Source organism: Acinetobacter halotolerans, assembly GCF_004208515.1.
In the GTDB taxonomy this organism is placed as follows: domain Bacteria; phylum Pseudomonadota; class Gammaproteobacteria; order Pseudomonadales; family Moraxellaceae; genus Acinetobacter; species Acinetobacter halotolerans.
Map to the genome: position 1 here is coordinate 155,086 of NZ_SGIM01000003.1, position 19,236 is coordinate 174,321.

General features: G+C 38.0%; 16 protein-coding genes. 14 read left to right on the plus strand and 2 right to left on the minus strand.

Annotation, left to right across the window (positions count from 1 at the left end; genetic code table 11):
- Positions 1–36: 36 nt before the first annotated feature.
- The 4 genes from EXE30_RS04900 to hchA all read left to right on the plus strand — a co-directional run bounded on the left by EXE30_RS04900 (position 37) and on the right by hchA (position 3,591).
- The gene (locus EXE30_RS04900) at positions 37–531 is read left to right on the plus strand and encodes a hypothetical protein (RefSeq protein ID WP_130161443.1); all 495 of its coding nucleotides are present in this window, start codon (positions 37–39) and stop codon (positions 529–531) included.
- 187 nt (positions 532–718) lie between these two features.
- A complete protein-coding gene (locus tag EXE30_RS04905; RefSeq protein WP_130161444.1) occupies positions 719–1,594 on the plus strand; it encodes an AraC family transcriptional regulator in 876 nt (291 codons plus the stop codon).
- A 7-nt stretch (positions 1,595–1,601) separates the two neighbouring features.
- The gene (locus tag EXE30_RS04910; RefSeq protein WP_130161445.1) at positions 1,602–2,606 is read left to right on the plus strand and encodes an NAD(P)H-quinone oxidoreductase; all 1,005 of its coding nucleotides are present in this window, start codon (positions 1,602–1,604) and stop codon (positions 2,604–2,606) included.
- Between the two features lie 109 nt (positions 2,607–2,715).
- Positions 2,716–3,591, plus strand: coding sequence for a glyoxalase III HchA (hchA, locus tag EXE30_RS04915; protein WP_130161446.1), 876 nt, complete (start codon positions 2,716–2,718; stop codon positions 3,589–3,591).
- Positions 3,592–3,709: 118 nt separating this feature from the next.
- Here the strand turns inward: hchA and EXE30_RS04920 are convergent, their stop codons facing one another.
- Positions 3,710–4,588, minus strand: coding sequence for a bile acid:sodium symporter family protein (locus EXE30_RS04920; RefSeq protein ID WP_130161447.1), 879 nt, complete (start codon positions 4,586–4,588; stop codon positions 3,710–3,712).
- 677 nt (positions 4,589–5,265) lie between these two features.
- On the opposite strand from EXE30_RS04920, the gene EXE30_RS04925 reads away from it, so the two are divergent.
- The 9 genes from EXE30_RS04925 to EXE30_RS04965 all read left to right on the plus strand — a co-directional run bounded on the left by EXE30_RS04925 (position 5,266) and on the right by EXE30_RS04965 (position 17,807).
- Positions 5,266–6,333, plus strand: coding sequence for an HlyD family secretion protein (locus EXE30_RS04925; protein ID WP_130161448.1), 1,068 nt, complete (start codon positions 5,266–5,268; stop codon positions 6,331–6,333).
- 24 nt (positions 6,334–6,357) lie between these two features.
- Positions 6,358–7,905 carry a DHA2 family efflux MFS transporter permease subunit gene (locus EXE30_RS04930; RefSeq protein WP_130161449.1) on the plus strand — a complete coding sequence of 516 codons (1,548 nt, stop codon included), beginning with the start codon at positions 6,358–6,360 and terminating at the stop codon, positions 7,903–7,905.
- A gap of 150 nt (positions 7,906–8,055) precedes the next feature.
- The gene (locus tag EXE30_RS04935) at positions 8,056–8,877 is read left to right on the plus strand and encodes a hypothetical protein (RefSeq protein WP_130161450.1); all 822 of its coding nucleotides are present in this window, start codon (positions 8,056–8,058) and stop codon (positions 8,875–8,877) included.
- Complete coding sequence (locus EXE30_RS04940) at positions 8,874–10,460, plus strand: GH3 family domain-containing protein (RefSeq protein WP_130161451.1); 1,587 nt, start codon at positions 8,874–8,876, stop codon at positions 10,458–10,460. The genes EXE30_RS04935 and EXE30_RS04940 overlap by 4 nt, the downstream gene beginning before the upstream one ends.
- A gap of 38 nt (positions 10,461–10,498) precedes the next feature.
- Positions 10,499–11,800, plus strand: a complete 1,302-nt coding sequence (locus tag EXE30_RS04945) for a TolC family protein (protein ID WP_407641636.1) — start codon at positions 10,499–10,501, stop codon at positions 11,798–11,800.
- Positions 11,797–12,969, plus strand: a complete 1,173-nt coding sequence (locus tag EXE30_RS04950; protein WP_130161453.1) for a hypothetical protein — start codon at positions 11,797–11,799, stop codon at positions 12,967–12,969. The genes EXE30_RS04945 and EXE30_RS04950 overlap by 4 nt, the downstream gene beginning before the upstream one ends.
- Before the next feature lie 304 nt (positions 12,970–13,273).
- Positions 13,274–15,475, plus strand: coding sequence for an OsmC domain/YcaO domain-containing protein (locus EXE30_RS04955; protein ID WP_130161454.1), 2,202 nt, complete (start codon positions 13,274–13,276; stop codon positions 15,473–15,475).
- Between the two features lie 412 nt (positions 15,476–15,887).
- Complete coding sequence (locus tag EXE30_RS04960) at positions 15,888–16,961, plus strand: amidohydrolase family protein (RefSeq protein ID WP_130161455.1); 1,074 nt, start codon at positions 15,888–15,890, stop codon at positions 16,959–16,961.
- Positions 16,962–16,976: 15 nt separating this feature from the next.
- Complete coding sequence (locus tag EXE30_RS04965) at positions 16,977–17,807, plus strand: SDR family NAD(P)-dependent oxidoreductase (protein WP_130161456.1); 831 nt, start codon at positions 16,977–16,979, stop codon at positions 17,805–17,807.
- Positions 17,808–17,882: 75 nt separating this feature from the next.
- Here the strand turns inward: EXE30_RS04965 and EXE30_RS04970 are convergent, their stop codons facing one another.
- The gene (locus EXE30_RS04970) at positions 17,883–18,521 is read right to left on the minus strand and encodes a LysE family translocator (RefSeq protein ID WP_130161457.1); all 639 of its coding nucleotides are present in this window, start codon (positions 18,519–18,521) and stop codon (positions 17,883–17,885) included.
- Positions 18,522–18,651: 130 nt separating this feature from the next.
- Here EXE30_RS04970 and EXE30_RS04975 point away from each other — a divergent pair, with 130 nt between their 5' ends.
- The gene (locus tag EXE30_RS04975) at positions 18,652–19,131 is read left to right on the plus strand and encodes an Lrp/AsnC family transcriptional regulator (RefSeq protein WP_005080650.1); all 480 of its coding nucleotides are present in this window, start codon (positions 18,652–18,654) and stop codon (positions 19,129–19,131) included.
- The last annotated feature ends 105 nt before the right edge of the window (positions 19,132–19,236 follow it).

The window sequence follows — 19,236 nt, forward strand, 5'->3', positions numbered from 1 at the left end:
ATATCATTTTGAAAAGTAATAAGCTGGGAGAAATAAATGCAGGAAGAGTTACTTTTACTTGAGCAAGGTTATAAATTAGTTTATGACCTAAAAGATTGGTTGATAAATAAGCATTATGATATAGAGCTTACTCATAAAATCACCTTAGACACTAATAGTATTGGCGGATTAAAAGGAAATTACGGCTTATATGCAACAGATGAATGGTGGAGAAATATTGATAATGGAAATATTGAAACATATGTAACCAGTGGAACTATAATTGGACTAAATGAAGAAAACACCTTCATGGAAACTAATAAAGTTACCACAATAAAATTAGATAATGAGGAAAGAGAAATATATGGTGGAGTTGATTTCACAAATGAAGAAATAGAAATTAGATACAGAAATCTATTTAAGATAGGCAATAAAATAGTTACCTTTTATGTTTTGGATAAATTGAAAGAGGACGACACATGGAATGACATCATTGAAGGAAGATTAGGTATATTGCCTTTAGTTAATAAAATATATATTAAAGATTATTAGGATTCTGTGGTTCTTTTATACAACTAAAAGCATGAATCTCTGGGTGCTAAGAACTTAAATTCAATATCTTATCAAAGTGAAACTTCACAAAACTCTTTTTTCTATGCCTAATCCTGCATAAAAGTAACATCTTTCATTACTTTTCTATTTAATAATAAAGATCAAACTTCCAATCATCAGATGAAACATGATGAATGATCAAACACTGACTGCACTTTTTCTAAAAATCGTTCAAAAAGAAGGCTTTTTTACTACAGCAATCGATGGCATCACCTTGATGCGTGTAGATCACAACACACCACCACTTGCAGTATTACAAGAACCGACTCTAGTTTTTGTTTTACAAGGCAAGAAACGTGGCTACATCGGAACAGAAACCTATACATTTCAACAAGGCGAATGTCTAATCGTTTCAGTATCTATGCCATTTGATTGCGACACGATTGCAAGTCCTGAGTCACCTATGATCGGTGTGAGCATGAAACTTGAGGCGGATACTGTCAATGAATTACTAGCAAAAACCTATTTTGAAAATGATGAGTTTAAGCCACTCACTACAGGTATGAGTGTAATTCAATGTGATCAAACTATTGCAAATGTACTGATACGATTATTGAATACACTTACATCAGCGCAAGATATTTTGATTTTAGGTGATCAAATAAAACGAGAACTCTTATATCGAGTGATTCAACATTCAGGTGCAGATGCTTTAAAAGGGTTAGTGGCTCAAGGAAATTTAAGACCAATTTATAAAATTTGTGAATATATTCAGCATCATTTTACAGAGAAGTTAACAGTAGAAATGCTGGCTGAGCAAGCCAATATGAGCATTTCTGCTTTTCATAAAGCATTTAAACAAGTCACCTTACATTCTCCATTGCAATACCTCAAAGTCGTTCGATTGCATAAGGCCAAACAATTGTTGCAAAACGAAAACCAAAGCGTTGCGCAAGCAGCTTATGCTGTTGGTTACCAAAGCTCTTCACAATTTAGTCGAGAATTTAAAAAGCAGTTTGGTTTCCCTCCTAAACAAGCTGAATTCAATACTGATAAGGAATAAGCAAATCATGAATCAAAATAGTGTAGATCAAATGAAATATATCGAAATTACTCAAGCGGGCGGTCCAGAAGTATTAAAAGTTGCACAAGGTGATCGTCCAGAGATTAAAGAAGATGAAGTGCTCATTGAAGTCTACGCAACAGGTATCAATAGGCCTGATATTTTGCAACGTCAAGGACTTTATCCAATGCCGAAAGGCGTAACACAAATTCCGGGGCTGGAAGTTGCCGGCGTTATTGCACAAGTAGGAAATAAGGTAGAAAAGTTTAAAGTCGGCGATAAAGTGTGTGCACTTACCAATGGCGGTGGATATGCAGAATATTGTGCTGTACCCGCAAATCAGACCTTATCAATTCCCAAAAATCTGAGCTTTGTAGAAGCAGCAGCTATTCCTGAAACTTACTTTACGGTATGGGCAAATCTATTTCAGATCGGGCAGTTAAAAAATCATGAAACTGTCTTAATTCATGGTGGCGCAAGTGGTATCGGTTCAACCGCGATTAGTCTATGTCATGCGATGGGAATTCAAAATTTTTCAACAGTTGGCAGTGATGCCAAGATCGAAAAACTAGCTTCAATGTCTCAAGTCATCAATTATAAAACTCAGGATTTCGAAAAAGAAATTTTAGAACGTACCGATGGTCAAGGTGTCGATGTCATCTTGGATATTATAGGTGCATCTTACTTCAATCAAAATTTGCGCTTACTCAAACGAGATGGTCGACTAGTCATTATTGGCTTTATGGGTGGTCGAAAAGTCGATGGTTTTGATATACAAGAGCTAATGCTCAAGCGTGCGGTGGTGACTGGCTCAACCATGCGTGCTCGAACCAATGATGAAAAAGCAAAAATTACTCAGGAATTAGAACAGTTTGTATGGCCGCTAATTGAAACCGATCAATGTAAACCGATTATTTATAAGACTTTTGCTTTTGAAGATGTTGCAGCAGCACACCAATGTCTTGAAAGTAGTCAACATATTGGAAAAGTGGTACTCGAGATTAAATCGTAATTTTGCCTAATTATATTCATCACATGCCTATTTATGTGCATTACTTGAGAACAACTCAACTCTTGAGCAGTATGTGTATAAATTAAACACCCCTATGAGGATACTCAAAATGACAACAAATACTGATGATCGTAACCCAACGCCTGATGTTGCTGAAAATAATGCTTTTTTCCCATCGCCTTATTCATTGAGTCAATATACATCTCCTAAAACTGATTATGACGGAACCACGTATCCGAATCCTTATCAGGGCGATAAGAAGATACTTATGATCGCAACGGATGAACGTTATATCTTGATGCAGAATGAAAAATTCTTTTCTACAGGTAATCACCCTGTTGAAATGTTATTGCCTATGTTTCATTTAGACAATGCTGGTTTTGCTTTTGATATCGCAACGCTTTCTGGTAATCCAGTAAAGCTAGAAATGTGGGCGATGCCTAACGAAGAACAAGTGGTTCTAGACACCTATAAGAAGTATGAGAAACAACTGAAAGCGCCACTTAAGCTAGCAGATATATTGGATAGAGTACTCAGTAAGGACTCTCCTTATGCAGCCGTATTCATTCCGGGTGGGCATGGCGCAATGGTAAAAATACCGCACAGCAAAGAAGTTAAATCCGTGTTGAAGTGGGCAGTTGAAAATGACAAATATGTGATCACACTTTGTCATGGTCCGGCAGCCTTATTGGCGGCAGCAGTTGATGAAAATCCAAATGATTACCTTTTTAAAGGTTATCAAGTCTGTGTATTCCCTGATGCTTTAGATACTGGTGCCAATATTGATATTGGTTATATACCGGGCCCACTACCGTGGTTGGTTGGTGAAAGTTTAGAGAAACTCGGTGTGGAAATCCTAAATAAAGAAATTACAGGTCAAGTTCATCAAGACAGAAAATTATTAACAGGTGATAGTCCTTTGGCTTCAAACAATTTAGGTAAGCATGCAGCGAATGCTTTATTAGCAGATACAAATATTGTTTAAAGGAATACATCCCCAAACGAATAAAACCGCCTTCAAGTTGGTGATTTGTCAAACTTCAAGGTGACAATAAAAAAACAGCGTATCACTTGATACGCTGTTTTTTTATTAAAGAATAAATCTATTCGGGTGTGGAGACCGCATCTTTAGGACCAAAGCGAGTAACCCATATCCCAAAAATAGTCGCAAAGATATACATGAAAATAGAATAGACCGCAGCAGGCATTGCAATGGTGGTACTTGCCATCACCGTAAGCGCAATCGTCATTGCTAACGTACTGTTATGGATACCAATCTCAAAAGCACAAGCACGTGCTTGAAATGAACTAATGCCGAGCAGACGAGGAACAAAATAACCAACACATAGACTAATCGCACAGAATAGAGCAGTAGCTAAGCCAATTTGGCCAATGTACTCTACTAGATTTGCTCGTTCTGTAACAATTGCACCTAGAATAATAATCACGAGGAAAATGACGGCAAAAATGCGTACAGGGCGGTTCAGTTTTTCAGCAAAATGTGGCGCATAGTGACGAACAAGCATCCCAATACCAACAGGCACTAAAATAATTAAAAATACCTGCATTATTTTAGAAAACTGTAGTCCAACTTGTTGACCCTCATTCATAAAATGTAGGATTGAGAAATTGACGATAAAAGGTAAAAAAACGGCGGCGAGTACAGCATTGATCGCAGTTAGGCTAATATTTAGTGCAATATCACCTTTATATAAATAACTAAATAAATTTGCGGTCGTTCCACCAGGTGAGGCCGCAAGGAGCATCAAACCAACAGCCAATAATGGCGGTAAAGCTAGGATTTTACAGATTAAAAAGGCAATACCGACCAATAAGACCAATTGACAGAACAGTGCAATCAGTACAACTTTGGGATGTTTACTTACTCTGGCGAAATCTTTAACCGTTAATTCAAGCCCCAAACCTGCCATAACAATGGCGAGGGCAATAGGTAAAAAAAGTGTGACCAATCCTGAATCCATAATCATTTTGTCCTTTTAATAAATATTATTTGCATGAATAGATGTTGTTTGATCGTACCCATTACGAAATCGAATCCTTCGATTTGTATTACTCTTGGGAAAGCTGGTACGACGCAAACAACATACTTAAAAAACCAATACATTATGCAATGTGAATTTAGTTATTTTTACTAAATAATTTCACTTATTAATACGATGCATTTTTCTATTGGAATTTGTCTACTCTACGACAAATTCATAAAATTTTAATATGACACTTTTAGACTGAGCATTCATTTTTGATGCTTAGTTACATTTTTACAACTAATGAAAATGATGGCAGTTTGATCTCCATACGAGGACAAGTAGCGCCATATAGCATGATTTCAAATAATGTAAAAAAAATATTATTAGGCTTAATCATTATTATTAACAGATAGATATGTCATTTTTTATGAGGATAAAACCGCCAACCCAGAAATGGTAATGATTATCGTTTAATATTATTTTTAGCAAAAGTAATTGGCATAAGTGCACAACTGTATCTTAATTGTGGTCAATGACACTAAATTACATCGAGCATGATAATTGCCGCCAATTTGATACTTGTAACTATTTATTTAGTTTAAATAAGTGAAAGTTATAGAAATCTTTGACTCGAAATAAAAGAATTTATATTACAACATGTGGAACAAAATATGGATACCATAGCTCGTGTAGAGGTGGGGACGGATACGAAGGTCCAAAAAAAGCAAAAAGTCACTTGGATCGTTTTTTCGCTACTTTCGCTATTTTTATTGATTGGGGTAATGTACTACTTTTTTGTTTTTCGGTTTTATCAATCTACCGATAATGCTTATATCCAAGCCGATGTGACATGGGTCATGCCGAAAATTTCGGGTGAAGTTGTTGAATTAGTCATAAATGACAATCAATTTGTTAAACAAGGTGAAACCCTAGCCATATTAGATCAGCGTGATTATCAGGCACGTTATGAACAAGCCCAATCTTTGGTGACATTAAAAGAAGCCGCACTGATTGTTCAACAACAAAATGAAAGGTCTGCAAAATCGACCATTAATGAAGCAAATAGCGGCGTACTTGCGGTACAGGCGGATTTATCTCGTTTGAAAAAAGATTATGCCCGTTACCAAGACCTATTAAAAGACGGCGTGATTACGCGTCAAAACTTTGACAGTATTCAATCCCAATATCTTTCTGCTCAAGCGCAATTAAACAAAGCACTAGCAACCGTCAACTCAGCAGAGGCGCAGCTCGGGAGCCTACAAGCAGGTCGAGCACAACTTTTGGCAGATATTCAAAATGCAAAAGCAAGCTTGGATCTTTTTCAAATTGATTTAGCATCTGCAAAAGTGACTAGCCCAGTTTCAGGTAAGGTCGGGAGTTTAGCGATACAAAAAGGTTCTCGTGTTGGTCCGCAGACAAGATTAATGGCGATTATTCCAGAAAATAGTTTATATGTTCAGGCCAATTTCAAAGAAACACAAATAGAAAAAATGCATATTGGGCAGGAAGTTAAATTAAAAATAGATGCTTATCCAAGTTTAACCTATACCGGAAAAATCGAAAGCTTTTCACCAGCATCTGGTGCAACGTTCTCACTGATGCCACCAGATAATGCAACTGGCAATTTTAATAAGGTCGTTCAACGAATACCCGTGCGTATTGCGATTGACTCCAACGCTCATATCGATCTGATCAAACCCGGTATGTCTGTCAAAGCAACCGTGAATTTAAGAACTTAATCATCACGATTTTAGGTGCTAAACATGGATAAGCGTTTAGATGAGGACTGGAAGTTCCCGACTAAAGTCGCGTGGGTGATTTTTATTGCCATGATTTTTGGCAACTTTATGGCGATTTTGGATATTCAAATCGTTGCAAGTTCTCTGAATGAAGTTCAAGCAGGTATGAGTGCCAGTCGCTATGAGGTGACATGGGTTCAAACGGTGTATTTGATTGCTGAAATCATCGCTATTCCGATGTCCAGTATTATTGCGCGAGTGTTATCGACACGAATTTATTACACGATTTGCGCAGTTGGATTTACGATCAGTTCGCTTTTGTGTGCGATGGCATGGAACTTAGAAAGTTTATTGGTATTTCGTGCAATTCAAGGCTTTATGGGCGGCGGTATGATTCCGACTTCCATGACCGCTTTATTTCTACTATTCCCTGAAGCGAAACGTACTTTGCCACTGGTACTCTTTGGCATGATCAGTACTTTAGGACCAGCTATTGGGCCGACTGTGGGTGGGTGGCTCACCAATAGTTTCTCATGGCACTGGATGTTCCTGATTAATATTATTCCAGGCATCATTATCGCAACCATTATTTTCTCTGGCCCTGATATTGATCGTGCCGATCATTCTTTGCTGAAAACAATGGACTGGATTGGTCTCATTGCGATGGCAATGTTCTTGGGTGGATTGGAATACTTTTTAGATGAAGGCGCTCGACATGATTGGTTAGTGGATAGTGGAGTGCGCATGGCATTTATTATCTGCATTCTGGGCGGTATTACGTTCTTTTATCGGAGCTTTACCCAAGAAAAACCCTTATTGGATTTGAGTGTTTTTAAGAATAAAAATTTTACCTTGAGTGCAATCATTACCTTTGTTATCGGCATGGCGCTGTATGGTTTGGGTTATATGATTCCTGTTTTTCTTGGGCAAGTTCGGGAAATGAACAGTAGTCAAATCGGTCACATTATGATGGTAACAGGCGTAGTCATGTTCTGTTTCGCACCATTCCTTGCATGGTTGATTCCAAATTTTGACACTAGAAAAACGGTCTTTGTGGGCATGATTTTGGCTGGGTTTGGTGTTTGGTTAAATTCGCATTTAAGTATCCATAGTGATTATGACTTTATGTTTTGGCCGCAAATCTATCGTGGTATTGGCTTAATGATTTGTTTGATTGTGGTTTCGCACTTAGCCATGAGTACCTTGCCGATGAGTAAAGTTGCGGACGCCAGCGGTATCTATAATTTGATGCGCAATATTGGTGGAGCAGTAGGGCTTGCTTTAATCAACTCTTCACTAGATTGGCTTACGGCGATTCACGTCACAGAGATAAATCAATATATGACGCCACAGAATTGGATTTTTGTAGAACGACTTGAACAACTTACAGCGCAATATCAAGAAGTAGGTTCAAATGCTCAGCAAATCGCACTCAGTATTATTTATCGAGATATTCATTATCAAGCACTGACATCAAGTTTTAATGATTTACTGCGTATGCTGTCGGTCATTATGTTTATTGCTGCTTTTCTCACATTTTTTATGGATAGGGGGAAGAAAATGAATATGTAAAAATCATATTTGAGGGTAAGTTTTTTAATCAATTAAAAAACTGGAAAGGTGTATATCAATATATGCCCTTTAAATAAAAATAATAGTTATATAAGTATCGAGATGTCTTGGGGACAAGAATACTTATGTATGAATTTAAAGGTTAGATCTATGATTAAGACAACATATAAGCTGATTTCTAAGTTAAACAATAAAGAAACCACTTATGGCCAATACATTGAGAAAGAGAAAATTGATACGGATATGTTGAAAACCATGTTTTCAATTTATGAACAATATTATGAAAATACTAAATTTTCAGTCTTTGTTGAGGATTTCAAAAAGAAAAGTGGTGCAATATTAATCTTCAATAAAGATCGCAATGAAATTGTGGGATTTTCAACGGTTGCTGTTCAACATTTCTATTTTGAAGGTAAGGATTACACGGTTTTATTTAGTGGTGATACAGTCATCTTAAGAGAATATTGGGGAGCGCGTACTCTACAAAGCACAATGTTAAAGCTCATGATGAAGTTGAGAGTTAAATATCCATTTAATGAACTTTATTGGCTATTAATATCTAAAGGATATAAAACATACTTATTGTTGGCGAATAATTATTATGCATATTATCCAAACATAATGGATGAAAACCAACATCTATCTGCGGTAATTGAACATTACTGTGAGAACTTCTTTAGTGAATATTATGACAAAGAAATTGGCTTATTAAATTTTGGTGATGACTACCAACCATTAAAAGGGGAAGTAGCGCCTATTACGGATGAGATGAGGGTCACTAATCCTAATATCGAATTCTTTGAACGGCGGAATCCAACTTGGACAGTGGGAACGGAATTACCATGTATCGGACGTTTAGCTTGGAAGGATCTAGCACGTTTTCCTGCAAAGCTCATCGCTAAACCAATTAGCAAAGGGCGATACGATGCAATTAGAACCCAGCAAATTCACCAACGAGGAGCCAGAAAATGAGATATCAAGAATGGCTAACGTCTGGATCACATTTCATTTTAAAACAATGGTGTCATATTGCAGATCAAAAATTTAAAAAAGGGTTTAACGATCTGGAAGCGACACAACGCCAAATTTTAAGTGCTATTTTGCAGTCATCTACTCTAGCAAAACAAAAAGACGTCAAAGATTATGAACAATTCGTCGCGTCTTTTCCCGCAACACGTTATAGCGCATGGCGAGAAGATATTCAGCAATATCGAGAAGAAAAGTTTTTGCTTTCAAGTAGTAAATTGATCCGTTTTCAACCGACCAGTGGTTCGAGTGAACAAATCAAATTTATTCCTTATACCCAAGCATTCTTAGATGAACTTGATCATGCCATTACGCCTTGGTTAGCTAGCATGTACCGTAAATGCCCGCAATTAAAATCGGGCACTCATTATTGGTCAGTTTCATGGTTGCCTGAAAGCCAACGTGAAGTTTTAAAAGACAAAAACTTAAATGATGACAGTGCCTTACTTGGGATTGGAAAACGGATCTTATCCAAATTCACCCAAGCTGTTCCCAGTAATATCGCCTTTGCAGCAAACGCAGATGATGCCTTGTTTGCCACGATTTGTTATTTGGTTGCTAATCGTAATTTAGCCATGATTTCAGTGTGGAGCCCAACTTTTGCTATACAGTTGTTAGATCGTTTGGAAGCGATGCAGCAAGAAGTCGCCGAGGTTCTTTACAGTGGTTCGTGGGGCGCGCGTCAGCTTTCTTTGCAACAAGTCGACGCACCACATAGTCCAGAAAGTGCTGAGCGTTTAATTCGATGCTCCGATGGCGAGGAAATTGATTTTAAAGCCTTATGGCCAAAACTCAGTTTAGTTTCCAGTTGGGATACAGCAGGCTCAAAAGCTTGGGCGGCTCAATTACGACAAAGACTGCCTGAGGTACAGTTTGAAGGTAAAGGTTTGTGGGCAACCGAAGGTGTTGTCACGATTCCTTATGCTGATCAGTATCCACTTGCGTATCAAAGTCATTTTTATGAATTTGAATATCTAGACGGCGAAAAACAAGGGCAGATTATCCCATCTTGGGCATTGAAACTTGGTGATGTTGTTAGTCCAATCATTAGCTCAGGTAATGGTTTACTCAGATATTGTTTAGATGACTGTTTAATTGTGACTGGTTTCTTGGATCAAATTCCGTGTTTTGAGTTTCAAGGACGTCGTTTTGGTGTCGATCTTGTGGGAGAAAAGCTAGCACCTGAAACAGCACAACAGCTTTTATCTCATTTAAATCAAACGGATTCTAAAGCGATTTCGTTACTCGCGATTGATACGCAGCAGCACGTTAAACCGTTTTATTGTGTATTGTTTGAAGGCGATATTCATCACACCGTTGATCATGACTATATCGACAATATTTTACGTCAAAATTTTCATTATGAATTGGCACGGAATTTAGGACAGTTGGATCAACCTCAGATTCGACAGGCAAAAAATGGTTGGAATGCCTATAAAAAGTTGGTGATGTTCGATGGCATCATTGAAGGGAATATTAAGCCAGAACCTCTGAAGAAAGTGAGCTTGAATAGTTTGGAACAGCTATGAGACATGGAGGATGTAGGGTGCAATGGCTAAAAAAGAAAATGTGTAAATTTCATTCCTTGATGTATGTCAGTGTTTTATTCATGTCGGGGGCAGTCAATGGAATGACTTTAGATCAAGCCTTGAGTGCGAGTTTAAAACATGAAAGCCAACTGGAGTTAAGTCGTTTAAGTGTGAATCAGTCTAGCGCCATGCTGGAACAGGCCAAACAAAGAGATGGGTTAAAAGTCAATCTGGTTGGGCAGTTAGACTATGAAAAAATAGAGACACCCACGACCGTTTTATTTCCAACAGAGGGGAATAGACATGGTCGTAGTTTACAATTACAGATGGACTATCCGATTTACACATCGGGTCGTCATCGTCTGGGAGTGGATGCGGCTAAAAGTCAACTTTCTGCACAGACACATGCATTCTCCGATCGACGATCAGAAACGATTTTAAATACGGTGATGGTCTATACCGATGTACTCAAAAAGCAGTCGATTTTAGCCCTTAGAAAAAAAACACTTTCTAATCTACAGCGATCACTTTATGAGTCTCAACGGCGCTTTGATGTTGGCATGATTACTCGTGCTGATTTGGCTCAAGTCTTGGCGCAGGTCGCTCAAGGACAAGCAGATGTGACTCAAGCACAATCGAGCCTCAGCATAAGCGAAGCGCAATTTTATCAAGTGACAGGTGTTCGAGCTGATCAATTGGTTGCCATCACTCAAATCCCAAATCTATCAAATGATTTAGAAGACATCCTATCAAAAACCAAAAATCATCCAGCATTGATCCAAGCCAAATATCAAAAGCAAGCGGCAGAGCAACAATTCGCCTTAACAAAGCGTGAGCTATGGCCAACAGTGATGTTGACGAGTCGCGCTGGAAAACAAGAAGAAGCGAGCTATATTGGGTCAGAAAGCAACAATTATATGGTGGGCGTACAGTTAAATGTACCGTTATATGATGACGGATTGAATCGCGCCAATATACGAAAAGCACGAACAGATGTGGACTTGGCCAATCAAAAGATCAGAAGTCTTGAATTGGATCTGAATCAACGTGCACAAACGACCTATGCGCAACTTTTAAGCATACGTCAAAATAAAAATGCGCTCAAAAATGCAATCGATGCAGCAGAAATAGCGTTGCTCTATACACGTAAAGAATTTGAAATAGGAACGAAGACAACTTTTGACTTACTCAATACCGAGCAAAAGCTGTTAGACGTTCAGACTCAGAAAATCGTCAATGAGCAAGATGAGATCGTATTTGTTTATCAGTTATTGGATCAAATGGGTGAGCTAAACCATCTGGTATCAAATCAATATCCCGAACAGGTGAACCAACAATGAATATAAATCCATCATTACAACAGCCTGAAAAAAGTCATCTCATTACAAGAGAAGCAACATTAGACGATGACCAAGCATTGAGAGCATTAATCGCTGTTCCAATGACAACAAAAGGTGTTCAAATTAGTTTTCAACGTGAACCAAGCTATTTTAAAGCCTCAGATATTCTGTATAAACATAAATTACATGTTGTGATTGAAGACAGTGCGAGTCAGAAAAAAGTAGCATGTTATAGCAATGGCCATCGCCCATGCTATGTCAATCGTGAAATACAAAACTTTAGATATGCCAGTGATTTGCGCGTTGATCATCGCTATCGCGGCAAATCCTTAGTAAAAGTGCTGGGTGTTCATGTAAAAGATAATATGCATGCACCGAATTTTAGTCAGATGATTATTTTTGATGATAATCATGCAGCTCGGGCAGCAATACAAACTCCTAAAACAGGTATGCCTGATTATTATGATGAAGGACTCATTGAAACTTTAACGTTAACAGATTTAGGCTCACCTAGAAAAATTACGACTTTCTTGAATGATTCAAACCAATATCATACGGACATGACGCAGATTCAATCTTGCATAGCCATGCCAGAACATATACAGGCGATGAATCACTTTATTGCTGAGATGTCTGTTCACTATAATTTTATCCCTGCTTATAATTTCGAAGAGTTAGCTGAGGGAGATTGCTATTTTTCTGGCATAAAACTATCGGACTTTCTTCTGTATTTTAAGGGTGAAAAACTGGTTGGCATGTTTGGGTTATGGGATCAACACAGCCTAAAACAAACCAAAATATTACATTACAGTCCAATGATTGGTGTGCTCAGACCAATATATAACCTTTACACCAAGTTCAGTAAAAGTATGCCTTTGCCCAAACGGGGCGAAGCAGTGAAATACCATGTGCTACATACGTTATTGTGTCACCCAGAGGCTCTCGCTTTGCATCATCAGATGTTAAAAGACGCCTATCATCGTTCTAAGCAACTCGGTGTTGGTGCTGTTAGTTTTACCTTATCGCATAAAGATCCGCGCTTTCAACTGAATCAGTTTTATAAAGGGGAACGATTGACAGGAATGCACGGTTTTATTAGCTTTGAAGAGGATCCGCGTCCTAACTTTGATCAAACACTCATTCCATATCTTGAAGTGGGAAGAATTTGACGCTCAATCAAAATGACTGTGAAATATTTTTATTGAACAGTCATTTTCAATTTAACATGTTTCAATATGGCGGTTTTTTAAGCCAATCCATCTAAATCCATTAGAAAAACCGACAAAAGTTATCAATTAGATAAAATACTTCTATAATAGCGTCCATTATGACTAAAGTTCATGTTCGATACGCTGATCGCATGACTCTAGCCACTCTTTTTAAGTCAATTTCTTATTTGTGATTCGACTTATCTATTCAATATTTTAAGTGTTGTGTGTTGCTAGTGACACATAAGAAAGTTTAGGTGTCTGCATGGAAATCAAAGTTAATTATCTCGACAATCTTCGTCAAGAAGCCAAGTTCGATGACTTTACCGTAATTGCAGATCAACCGATCCGCTACAAAGGTGATGGTTCTGCGCCAGGTCCATTTGATTATTTTTTAGCATCATCGGCACTCTGTGCAGCTTATTTCGTAAAAGTGTATTGTGCCGCACGTGATATTCCGACGGATAATATTCGTTTATCGCAAAACAATATTGTTGATCCAGAAAACCGCTACAAACAAATTTTTAAAATTCAGGTGGAGTTGCCTGCTGATATTTCAGAAAAAGATCGTCAAGGTATCTTGCGCTCAATCGACCGTTGTACGGTGAAGAAGGTCATACAAACTGGCCCAGAATTTATTATTGAAGAAGTCGAAAGTATCGATGCCGATGCACAGGCATTGCTGATGCCAAGCTTAGCATCGGAAAATACGACCTATATCGCAGGTAAGGATCTTCCATTAGAAGAAACCATTGCCAATATGTCGAGCATTTTGGCAGGCTTAGGTATGAAGATTGAAATTGCGTCATGGCGTAATATTGTGCCAAATGTTTGGTCACTGCATATTCGTGATGCCCAATCTCCAATGTGTTTTACCAATGGTAAGGGTTCAACCAAAGAAAGTGCATTGGCCTCAGCACTCGGTGAGTTCATTGAACGTTTAAATTGTAACTTTTTCTATAACGATCAGTTTTGGGGTGAAGAAATTGCCAACGCTGAATTTGTTCACTATCCAGATGAAAAATGGTTTAAACCAGGTCCAAATGGCGAATTACCAAAAGAAATTTTAGATGAATACTGTCTAGAAGTTTATAACCCTGACGATGAGTTACTGGGTACGCATTTGTATGATACCAACTCAGGTAACATCGAACGTGGTATCTGTTCACTTCCATTTGTGCGTCAATCTGATGGTGAGACAGTCTATTTCCCATCGAATCTAATTGAAAACCTATATCTAAGTAACGGTATGAGCGCGGGGAATACGTTAGAAGAAGCGCAAGTACAATGTTTATCTGAAATCTTTGAACGTGCTGTAAAACGCGAAATCTTAGAAGGGGAAATCACATTACCTGATGTACCTGAAGACGTTTTAGCGAAATATCCAAGTATCGTGGCAGGTATCCAAGGCTTAGAAGAGCAAGGTTTTCCAGTATTGGTCAAGGATGCTTCTTTAGGCGGTCAATTCCCTGTGATGTGTGTCACTTTGATGAACCCACGTACAGGTGGTGTGTTTGCTTCGTTTGGTGCACATCCAAGCTTTGAAGTCGCTTTGGAACGTAGTCTGACTGAGTTATTGCAAGGTCGTAGTTTTGAAGGCTTGAATGACTTGCCACAACCAACCTTCCAAAGTGAAGCAGTGACCGAACCGAATAATTTTGTGGAACACTTTATTGATTCAAGTGGTTTAGTCTCTTGGCGTTTCTTTAGTGCCAAATCAGACTATGATTTCGTCGAGTGGGATTTTACCAATGATGGTGAAAACTCAAATGCAGATGAAGCAGCAGAACTGTTTGGTATTCTTGAAGAAATGGGCAAAGAAGTCTACATGGCTGTCTATGAGCATCTCGGTGCAACCGCTTGTCGTATCCTCGTACCAGATTATTCAGAAATTTATTTGGTTGAAGATTTGGTTTGGGATAATACCAACAAAGCTTTATTGTTCCGTGAAGATATTTTGAACTTGCATCGCTTGGACGATGAGCAACTTGAAGCATTGCTTGAACGTTTAGAAGAATGTGAATTGGATGATTATACTGAGATCACTACGCTGATCGGGGTTGAATTCGATGACAATACTGTGTGGGGACAGCTCACACTGCTCGAATTAAAATTATTAATCAATCTTGCATTACAGCAATTTGAAGAAGCCAAAGAACTGGTCGAAACGTTCTTGCAATACAATACCAACACAGTTGAGCGTGGCTTGTTCTATCAATGCATGAATGTCGTGCTAGAAGTCATTCTCGATGATGAGATGGAATTGGAAGATTACGACAAGAACTTCCGTCGTATGTTCGGTGATGAACGTATGGATGCTGTAGTGGGTTCTGTCGAAGGCACTGTTCGTTTCTATGGTTTAACGCCGACCAGCATGAAACTTGAAGGGCTCGATCGTCATTTGCGTTTGATTGAAAGCTATAAGAAATTGCATGCTGCTCGTGCGAAATCAGTGATAGTAAGCTAGGAACGTCAATACACGACACTGGACTGCAAGATGATATTCATTGAGCAGTCCAGTGTTTAAATATCTAGCACATTTGAACAAAAAATTTAAAGAAATAAGAATGATATAAATATTTAGAGTCTGTTGACACTTCAACCATGCATTGCGTTTTTAGCTAACCCCCTTTGATCATTATTTACATCTACTGGCATTTCCTTGTTGAGATAAACAAAAGGAATTTATAAAAGAAGTGTATTGCTTTAGATTATGAATATAATTCATATTTTTACATTAGAAAAAATCATTTCATGCATATCTAAATTGTTTGTAAGCTCGCAGAATAAGATAGAGATGGTCATCATCTAATAACCGAAGCTATTTATGGATGAATAGATACAAAGATGCGTTTATATATAATCAATAGAGTAGAAAAATGAATCCCTTAGATTTCGCAATTATCGATCCACATATACACCAATGGGACCCTTATCACACACCACATTCAGCCGCACTATTGGTCAAAACCTTGGGGAAATATCCCGCGCTCATGGATAAGGTGATTCGTCTGGTTAAGCCAAAGCCGTTATTAGATACGCTCGGAAAGACTGAACACATCTTAAATCCTTATTTACCGATGCATTACCATCAAGACTTAGGCGGTTTGAATGTAGAGAGTGTAGTGCATGTTGAAGCCAATTGGCATCATCATAAAGGTTTTGGCGTTGTTGAAGAAACGAGCTGGTTAAGCCATTTAGATTTTTCTAAGCATGATTTAAAGCTTACTGCAATTGTTGCCACGGCGGATCCAAGTAGCCGTAAATTCGTCGATATTTTAAAAGCTCACCGAGATGCAAGTCCTTTGTTTAGAGGAATTCGAAAGATGTCTTCTTGGCATGAAGATGACGGCATCTATCGCTGGTCTAAAACACCTCATTTATATCAGTCTAAAAAATTCTTAAAAGGATTTGAGCAACTCGCCCAAATGAATCTGTCCTTTGATGCTTGGGGCTATTCAACTCAATTAAATGAGATCACTGCTTTAGCCAAGCAATTTCCAGAAACACGCATTGTCGTGGATCATCTTGCAACACCTGCTGGGTTATTTGGCGAAGTAGGTAAGAGGACTGGGAAAACTGCTGTGCAACGTGATGCAATATTTCAGCAATGGCAAAACGATCTGAGTACTTTGGCAGAACAGCCAAATGTAAGTGCGAAAATATCAGGTCTCATGATGCCTGTATTGGGACATACATTTTATAAAGAAAATCGCACCGCGACTGTAGATGAAATGATTCAATTATTAGCGCCATTGATTCAGCATGCGATTCGTGTCTTTGGTACAGATCGAATCATGTTCGCTTCGAATTATCCAATGGATAAACCTAATGCACGTTTAACCGACTTAATACAGGCTTACATCAAAATGATTGAGCCTTATGGTTCTGAAGCTTTGCAAGCGATTTTTAGAAAAAACGCAATCCATTTTTATCAATTAGACATCAACTAAACAAAGAGCCATGCTATGAAAAATTTTAATCAAAAAGTTGCCGCGATTACAGGTGCGGGTTCTGGAATCGGTCAACAACTCGCTATCTTATTGGCACAACAAGGTACACATTTAGCCCTGAGTGATGTCAACGAGCAAGGCTTAGCTGAAACATTGGAGCTTGTTAAATCTTATCCGATCAAAGTGACACTCACGACTTTGAATGTTGTTGATCGCGCTGCTGTAGAGGAATGGGCTGCGAATACCGCTCAAGAACATGGAAAAATTAATCTCATTTTTAATAATGCAGGCGTGGCACTGGCAAGCACGGTTGAAGGAATGAGCTATGAAGAAATGGAGTGGGTATTTGATATTAATTTTTGGGGTGTTGTACATGGTACCAAAGCATTTTTACCCTATTTAAGGCAAAGTGGTGAAGGGCATATTATCAATATTTCCAGTCTATTTGGCTTAACAGCACAACCTACGCAAAGTGCATACAATGCGACTAAATTTGCAGTGCGTGGTTTTACCGAATCACTTCGTCAAGAACTGGACTTACAAGCCAACGGCGTAAGTGCAACTTGTGTTCATCCAGGAGGGATACGCACCAACATTGCGAATAGCGCACGCATGAGTGATAGTATTCGGGCCTTAGGATTGAATCCTGCAAAAGCCAGTAAAGCCTTTAACAAGGTACTCAAAACCCCACCAGAAGAAGCTGCAAAAGTAATTTTAAATGCGGTTAAAAAGGATCAGCGCCGAGTTTTAATTGGCAATGATGCCAAAATTTTAGATCTAATTCAGCGTGTAGCACCATCACATTATGCGCAAGCATTGAATTTGTTCACCAAAAAGAAAAAGTAAGATTTGAGTTCATCTTTTATTTGATTCACAAAGCTCTAAAGTAAAATGTAATTTAGGGCTTTGTGAATCAATGACTTATGCTAAATATTGAATGTTAAATTCTCTATAAAACATTCCCAAAGCCAATATACCCATCATGAGAGACAGTGTTCTTAATAAAATGGTTTGTACTTTTATATCACTGAGTACTTTCTTTAGATTCCATGAAAAAAAGACATAAAGGCCGCCAATGATGGCAAGCGTGAAGATGGTAATAGATACTAAAAACCAGCTTTGCTTTTGCAATGACTGCGCACCGAAGATAGCAGGTACAATTGCGAGATAAAATGAAATGGTTTTAGGATTACTCAAAGTAATTAACAGCCCATCTTTATAGGAAAAAAGCGTGTTTTTGAGATTTTCAGATGCTTCATTTTCCAAAAGATTACTGTTAAAAAACCAAAACTTATAAGCTAAGTAAAGCAGGTATGAACTTGATAGTAGTATCAAATAAAAAACCAAATGTGGACTGAAATGGTGAAGAGAAGAAAAAAGAAAAATTGAAATCAATAAAAAAGTGATATCTCCCGTGATGAGACCACACAGCATCATCAGTCCATTTTTATATCCCTGTACTAAAGTCTTAAACATAAGACCAGTCATGCCCGGTCCGGGGAGGATCGCGGCTAATCCTAAAGTTAAAACATAGGTCATTGTTTGTGTAAGATGTTCCATGTCAATTAAAACCAAATGAAATCGGATCTCTATTTTTTAATAAATACACAGGTAAATTTGATCTATATGTTCTATAAAATATAAAAAATAGGGTATAAATAACCCTATATTTAAATTTAATAGAAATTTTATGCCTAATTTAAAAATTGATAAAACTGATGCAAGAATTTTAGAGTTGTTGCAAAAAGACTCAAGAACCACAAATGCTGACTTATCAGAACAGTTAGGTCTTTCAACCTCGCCCTGTTGGCGAAGAGTCAAACATTTAGAAGACACCAAAGTCATCAAAGGATACGGCGTTTTACTTGATCGCAAAAAACTTGGCTTAGGTGTGATGGTGTTTGTCCGTGTATCGATTGATAGTCATAGCGAAAGAGAGGCAAAGAAATTTGAAGAAGAGGTCACTGCCTTAGATTATGTCGTTGCATGTTATAGCATTGGAGGCGATGCAGACTTTTTGTTGCAAGTTGTATCACCAGATCTCGATACATATGCTGAATTTTCAATGACGACCATTCGAAGATTGCCGGGAATCAAAGAAATGCAAAGTATGTTTGTGCTGAAGGAAATAAAACCCTTTTTATGTTTTCCAGTAAAGCCTCAGAAATAAACACTAGCGCACTGATTTTGACTGATCGCAGTGCATATAAAATAAAAATGCCTTGTTTTAAGTCAAAAAAGTATGACGAAATAGAAAAATCGTATTACTAAACTG